This is a genomic window from Streptomyces sp. RG80, assembly GCF_040446465.1.
Taxonomy (GTDB): Bacteria; Actinomycetota; Actinomycetes; order Streptomycetales; family Streptomycetaceae; genus Streptomyces.
On sequence record NZ_JBEAAJ010000008.1, the window covers coordinates 609,846 to 616,840 of the forward strand.

The 6,995-nt window shown below is 69.5% G+C and carries 5 protein-coding genes; 3 read left to right on the top strand and 2 right to left on the bottom strand.

Annotation, left to right across the window (positions count from 1 at the left end; translation table 11 throughout):
• Positions 1 to 11 precede the first annotated feature (11 nt).
• Positions 12 to 1,163, top strand: a complete 1,152-nt coding sequence (gene manA, locus ABKA17_RS29695) for a mannose-6-phosphate isomerase, class I (protein WP_353695337.1) — start codon at positions 12 to 14, stop codon at positions 1,161 to 1,163.
• Positions 1,164 to 1,287: 124 nt separating this feature from the next.
• Positions 1,288 to 2,268, top strand: a complete 981-nt coding sequence (locus tag ABKA17_RS29700; protein ID WP_353695338.1) for a cation diffusion facilitator family transporter — start codon at positions 1,288 to 1,290, stop codon at positions 2,266 to 2,268.
• Between the two features lie 47 nt (positions 2,269 to 2,315).
• Here the strand turns inward: ABKA17_RS29700 and lepB are convergent, their stop codons facing one another.
• Positions 2,316 to 2,996, bottom strand: coding sequence for a signal peptidase I (gene lepB, locus ABKA17_RS29705; protein ID WP_353695339.1), 681 nt, complete (start codon positions 2,994 to 2,996; stop codon positions 2,316 to 2,318).
• A gap of 112 nt (positions 2,997 to 3,108) precedes the next feature.
• Complete coding sequence (locus tag ABKA17_RS29710) at positions 3,109 to 5,178, bottom strand: fructose-specific PTS transporter subunit EIIC (protein ID WP_353695340.1); 2,070 nt, start codon at positions 5,176 to 5,178, stop codon at positions 3,109 to 3,111.
• Between the two features lie 470 nt (positions 5,179 to 5,648).
• Here ABKA17_RS29710 and ahcY point away from each other — a divergent pair.
• Positions 5,649 to 6,995 (top strand): adenosylhomocysteinase (gene ahcY / locus ABKA17_RS29715; protein WP_353695341.1); only part of this gene is annotated, 1,347 nt, incomplete at its 3' end.

The window sequence follows — 6,995 nt, forward strand, 5'->3', positions numbered from 1 at the left end:
GAAAGAACCCCATGGACCGCCTCGACAACACGATCCGCCCCTACGCCTGGGGTTCCACCACCGCCATCTCCGAACTGCTCGGCGTCGCACCCAGCGGTGAACCGCAGGCGGAGATGTGGATGGGCGCCCACCCGGGCGCCCCCTCGCGCACCGCGCGCGGGACGCTCGTCGAGGTCATCGAGGCCGCCCCGGAAAGGGAGTTGGGCGCCGCGGCCGTGGCGAAGTTCGGACCCCGCCTGCCCTTCCTCCTCAAGCTCCTCGCCGCCGGCGCCCCCCTCTCCCTCCAGGTGCACCCCGACCTGGCGCAGGCGAAGGAGGGTTACGAGGACGAGGAGCGGCGCGGGATCCCCATCGACGCCGGGCACCGCAACTACAAGGACGCCAACCACAAGCCCGAACTCATCTGCGCGCTCACCGAGTTCGACGGCCTGTGCGGCTTCCGCGACCCCCTGAAGGCCGCCGACCTGCTCGCCGGCCTCGGTGTCGACTCCCTCAAGCCGTACGTCGACCTGCTGCACGCCCACCCCGAGGACGCGGCGCTGCGCGAGGTCCTCACCGCCGTACTCGGCGCGGACCGCGAGGAGATGGCCCGTACGGTCGGCGAGGCCGCGGCCGCCTGCGCCCGCCTGGGCGGCGAATACGCCCCGTACGCCGACATCGCCCACCACTACCCGGGCGACCCCGGCGTCATCGCCGCGATGCTCCTGAACCACGTCCGACTCCAGCCCGGCGAGGCCCTGTTCCTCGGCGCCAGCATCCCGCACGCCTACCTGAGCGGCCTCGGCGTCGAGATCATGGCCAACTCCGACAACGTCCTGCGCTGCGGGCTCACCCCCAAGCACGTCGACGTCCCCGAACTCCTGCGCATCGTCCGCTTCGAGGCCGCCGACGCGGGCGTGCTGCGCCCCGAGGCGTCCCCGGACGGTGAGGAGGTCTACGAGACCCCCATCGACGAGTTCCGGCTGTCGAGGTACGTCCTCCCCGACGGCGGTGCCGCCCACGACCTCACCCGTGCCACCCCGCAGATCCTTCTCTGCACGGCGGGCTCCGTCCGGGCGGGCGACCACGAACTGAGCCCCGGTCGGTCGGTGTTCGTTCCCGCAGGTGAGAAGGCAGCGGTGACGGGCACCGGCACGCTCTTCCGAGCCACTGTGATCGTATGACCGGGGCTGTGGACACCTGACGCCGCGCTGTGCGGAAGGGCTGCAACAATGGCCCACCGGCAAAGGCCGGGCAAAGCCCACGAGGGGCGCCCGGGACGGCGTATGGAAGGGACAACGCGAACTCATGAGCGCGTCAGGCGGAACCAAGGCGATCGTGGCGGCACTCGCCGCCAACCTCGCGATCGCGGCATCGAAGTTCGTGGCGTTCCTCTTCAGCGGCTCGTCATCGATGCTCGCCGAGTCCGTCCACTCGCTCGCCGACTCCGGAAACCAGGGCCTGCTCCTCCTCGGCGGCAAGAAGGCCCAGCGCGAGGCCACCCCGCAACACCCGTTCGGATACGGCCGCGAGCGCTACATCTACGCCTTCCTCGTCTCCATCGTGCTCTTCTCGGTCGGCGGCATGTTCGCGATCTACGAGGGCTACGAGAAGATCAAGCACCCGCACGAGATCGAGCACTGGTACTGGCCGGTGGGTGTCCTCGTCTTCGCGATCATCGCCGAGTCCTTCTCCTTCCGGACGGCCATCAAGGAGTCCAACGGGCTGCGCGGCCGGCAGACCTGGAAGCAGTTCATCCGCCACGCCAAGGCGCCCGAACTGCCCGTCGTCCTCCTGGAGGACCTCGGCGCGCTGGTCGGTCTGATCCTCGCCCTCGGCGGCGTCGGCCTGGCCCTCGCCACCGGCGACGGCGTCTGGGACGGCATCGGCACCCTCTGCATCGGCGTCCTGCTCATCCTCATCGCGCTCGTCCTGGCCGTCGAGACCAAGTCCCTGCTCCTCGGTGAGTCGGCGGGCATCGAGGCGGTCCAGAAGATCGAGGCCGCGGTCGTCGACGGCGACACCGTCACCCGCGTCATCCACATGCGCACGCTCCACCTCGGCCCCGAGGAACTGCTGGTCGCCGCCAAGATCGCCGTCCAGCACGACGACACGGCCACCGAGGTCGCGAACGCCATCAACGCCGCCGAGGCCCGCATCCGCGAGGCCGTCCCGATCGCCCGCGTCATCTACCTCGAGCCCGACATCTTCAGCGAGACCGAGGCCGCCAAGGGCCCCGACCGCGAGGCCACGCCCGGCGGACCGGCGCAGCACGAAGCCGGCCACTGACACCCGTCGAAGGGGCCCACCGCACGCCCGGTGGGCCCCTTCGGCTCTCAGCTCTGCAACGCCCAGGGAGGCGCCGGCGGCACCGCGGCCCGCGCCTTCCGCCGTACGACCATGGCGGTGATCCCCAGCCCGACGGCGACCAGCACCAGCACCACGCCGACCATCATCGCCACCCCGAGAGCCGTCGGCACGGTGTGGTCGTCGAGCACCCGACCCTGGACGGCGGACGCCGGCAGCGTCCCACCGTGGTCGTCGGGGAAGGCCCGCGAGTCACGGGAGTTGGCGCGGTGGTCGCCCAACAGGAACAACCGCCCCTTCGGTACCCGCACGTCGTAGGAGTCCGGGTACCCGCCGTGGGAGTCCCCGTCCTTCACATACGGCTCCCGGAGCGGCTTCCCGTTCACGGAAAGGTGCGCGTCCGTTCCCTCTCCGGTGCAGCACTGCACGTGGTCGCCGCCGACCCCGACGACCCGTTCCATCACCAGCCCGGCGAAGCCGTACCGCTCGGGCGCCGAGAACACCACGACATCCCCGCGCCGCACCTCGTCCGCGTCGATCCGCTCGTAGACGATCCGGTCACCCGGCCCGTACGTCGGCGTCATGCTCTCGCTCGACACGACGGAACCCCCGAAGGCGTACCGCGCGTAACCGAGGCCACCCAGCCCCGACAACAGTCCGACCAGCCCCACCACGACGGCCGCGATCCCCAGCCCCCGAGCCTTGCCCATCGCGCCACTCCCTCCCCACGCGGACCATCCGCGGCGCAGAGAGTAGCGGTCGCCTGTGAACGGACGGTGCGGGCCGAGCCCTCGACGAACGCGGCCCGCACAATCCCTCCGCCTACCGGATCTCGCCCAGCACCTCCAAAATCCCCCGCTCGTCCGGCGCCGCTGTCAGCCGCTCCCGGAACCCGGCGTCCGTCAACTTCCGCGACAGCAACGCCAGGATCCGCAGATGCTCATCACCCGCGGCCGCCTCCGGTACGGCGATCATGAACACCAGCCTGGCCCTCGTACCGTCCAGAGAGCCCCACTCGATGCCCTCGGCGGACCGCGCGAACCCGACGACCGGAGCGGTCACCGCATCCGTCTTGGCATGCGGGATCGCGATCTCCTCACCGAGCCCGGTCGTCCCCTGCTCCTCACGCCGCAGCGCGGTCGCCACCAGCTCGTCCACGTCCGCGACCGCACCGCTCAGCGCCAGCAGCCCGGCCAACTCCCGGACGGCGGCCTCCTTGTCCCGGGCGTCGAGCCCGACCTTCACGGTCCGCTCGGTGAGATACCCGGAGAGGATCCCGGCCGTGGCGTTCTCGGCGGGCGCCGCCACGGACCCCCGTACGGCCTTCTGCGCTACGACGGCACCGGCACCCGGCACCACAACACCCGCACCCGCCCCGACCAGCACCGGCTCGGGCCCGACCGCCGGCACCCCGACGACCGCCTCGCCGCGCCGCCTCCGCTCGCCGATGTCGACCAGGGTGACCGTCGTCAGCGCGGTGACGGCCGTGCCGATCGCCACGGCCACGAAGAACATCGGCACGCCGCTCACCGCACCCAGCACCGCCACGATCGGCCCGCCGTGCGGCACCGCGTCCTCGACGCCGGCGACTCCGGCGATGGCACCGGCCACCGCGCCGCCGAGCATGTTGGCCGGGATGACCTGCGCCGGCCGCGCCGCCGCGAACGGGATCGCACCCTCGGAGATGCCGAAGCAGCCCATGAAGAGCGACGCGAGCCCGGTCTCCCGCTCCTGCTCGGTGTACAGCCGCTTGCGTATCAGCGTGGCGAGGCCCTGACCCAACGGCATCACCGGGATCGCGGCCGCGCACATGCCCATCACCGTCTGGTTGCCGGTCGCGATGAGGCCCGCGCCGAACAGGAACGCCGTCTTGTTGACCGGCCCGCCCATGTCGAACGCGATCATCAGCCCGAGAATCGCGCCGAGCAGGATCGCGCTCGTCCCCGTCATCCCGCTCAGCCAGTCGGTCAGGTGCTCGAACACCCAGGAGATCGGCTTCCCGATCACGTAGATGAAGAACAGTCCCAACGCCGTGGTCGCCACGATCGGGATCACGATGATCGGCATGATCGGCTGGACGAACTTCGGGACCTTGACCTTCTTGATCCACAACACCAGATACCCGGCGAGGAACCCGGTCACGATCGCCCCGATGAACCCGGCGCCCGCCTTGGAGTCGTACAGCGCGCCGGTATTGGCTATCCAGCCGCCGATCATGCCGGGCACGAGGGCGGGGCGGTCGGCGATGGCGTACGCGATGTATCCGGACAGGATCGGCACCATCAGCGTGAAGCCGATGACACCGATGTTGTTCACGTCCATCCAGAAGGAGTCCTTCGGGATGACGAGACCGCCGGACGGGTCCGTGTGCCCGCCGAGCGACAGCGAGATCGCGATCAGCAACCCGCCGACCACCACGAACGGGATCATGTAACTGACCCCGTTCATCAGGGCCTTGTATGCGACGCTGCGCTCCTTGCCGCCGCCCGTGCCCGCCTGGCCGCCCGCCGCGGGCACCCCGCCCGGCTGGTGCACAGGCGCCGACCGCACCCGCTCGATCAACTCCTCGGGATGGTGAATCCCCTCCGCCACCCCGACGGTCAGGACCCGCTTGCCCACGAAACGGCTCAGGTCCACATCCTTGTCGGCGGCGACGATGATGCCGTCCGCGGTGTTGACATCGTTGTCATCGAGTATGTTTTCGGCCCCGATGGAGCCTTGTGTCTCCACCTTCATGTCGATGCCGCGGCTCTCGGCGGCCTGCGCGAGTTTCTCCGCCGCCATGTACGTGTGAGCGATGCCGGTCGGGCAGGCGGTCACCGCGAGCAGCTTCAACCGCTGCTGCTCGCCACTGCCGCCGCCCGTGGGGGGAGGGCCGGCCGGACTGGTCACGTCGATCTCCTAACGCCATTGTTCGCGCGGAACGCCGTCCCGGACGCCCCGCGAGATCGATCAGATGCTCCCGATCCCTTGCATCCTGCAGCACGCGGTGCCCCGCTCAAAGGTTCAAAAGTCCCGGGTTGCCATGGCCTGTTGGCTCCTGGTCCCACGATCGTGGGTGTCCTGTTATCGATGGCATGGCCACACTGTCCCCCTCTCGTGACTGCCTCGTGCTCGGCTCGATGTGTTCGGAGGTGGACTGGGGGCGCCCGGGCGTACCGGTGTAGCTTGGGACGGAGCCAGACGTCGCTGCTGATGGCGGTCGGGCGGTCCCTGTGCGGACCGGCCGAGGGAGAGAGGGCCTCCGACGGACTGCGCTGCGCGCACCGGGCATGCCTGTGTCCTCTTTCGGGCACCCCTGTGTCCGCCGCCGCGCAGACCAGCCCTACCCACCTCGCCCCAACCTCGAGGAGCAGCTCGCAATGACGACTGTCGACAACCGACAGGACTTCAAGGTCGCCGATCTCTCCCTGGCCGAGTTCGGCCGCAAGGAGATCACCCTCGCCGAGCACGAGATGCCCGGTCTGATGGCGATCCGCAAGGAGTTCGCCGCCACCCAGCCGCTGGCCGGCGCCCGCATCATGGGCTCGCTGCACATGACCGTGCAGACCGCCGTGCTGATCGAGACCCTGGTCGCCCTGGGCGCCCAGGTCCGCTGGGTGTCCTGCAACATCTTCTCCACCCAGGACCACGCGGCCGCCGCCATCGCCGTCGGCCCGAACGGCACGCCCGACAACCCGCAGGGCGTCCCGGTCTTCGCCTGGAAGGGCGAGACGCTGGAGGAGTACTGGTGGTGCACGGAGCAGGCGCTGACCTGGCCGAACACCCCCACCGGCGGCCCGAACATGATCCTCGACGACGGTGGTGACGCCACCCTCCTCGTCCACAAGGGCGTCGAGTACGAGAAGGACGGCAAGGTCCCCTCGGTCGACACCGCCGAGAACGACGAGCACCGCGTCATCCTCGAGCTCCTGAACCGCACCATCAGCAACGGCTCCCAGAAGTGGACCCAGCTCGCCTCGGAGATCCGCGGCGTGACCGAGGAGACCACGACCGGCGTCCACCGCCTGTACGAGATGCAGCGCGACGGCCAGCTGCTCTTCCCGGCGATCAACGTGAACGACGCCGTCACCAAGTCGAAGTTCGACAACAAGTACGGCTGCCGCCACTCCCTGATCGACGGCATCAACCGGGCCACCGACGTCCTCATCGGCGGCAAGACCGCGGTCGTCTGCGGCTACGGCGACGTGGGCAAGGGCTGCGCGGAGTCCCTGCGCGGACAGGGCGCCCGCGTCATCGTCACCGAGATCGACCCGATCTGCGCCCTCCAGGCGGCGATGGACGGCTACCAGGTCACGACCCTCGACGAGGTCATCGACAAGGCCGACATCTTCATCACCACGACCGGCAACAAGGACATCATCATGGCCTCCGACATGGCCAGGATGAAGCACCAGGCCATCGTCGGGAACATCGGCCACTTCGACAACGAGATCGACATGGCCGGCCTGGCCAAGATCCCCGGCATCGTCAAGGACGAGGTCAAGCCGCAGGTCCACACCTGGAAGTTCCCCGACGGCAAGGTGCTGATCGTCCTGTCCGAGGGCCGTCTGCTGAACCTGGGCAACGCCACCGGCCACCCGTCCTTCGTGATGTCCAACTCCTTCGCGGACCAGACGCTGGCCCAGATCGAGCTGTTCACCAAGCAGGCCGAGTACCCGATCGGCGTCTACACGCTGCCCAAGCACCTCGACGAGAAGGTCGCCCGA

Coding starts and splice junctions, on each gene's coding strand:
- manA (WP_353695337.1), top strand. CDS start 12: ATGGACCGCCTCGACAACACGATCCGCCCCTACGCCTGGGGTTCCACC.
- ABKA17_RS29700 (WP_353695338.1), top strand. CDS start 1,288: ATGAGCGCGTCAGGCGGAACCAAGGCGATCGTGGCGGCACTCGCCGCC.
- lepB (WP_353695339.1), bottom strand. CDS start 2,996: ATGGGCAAGGCTCGGGGGCTGGGGATCGCGGCCGTCGTGGTGGGGCTG.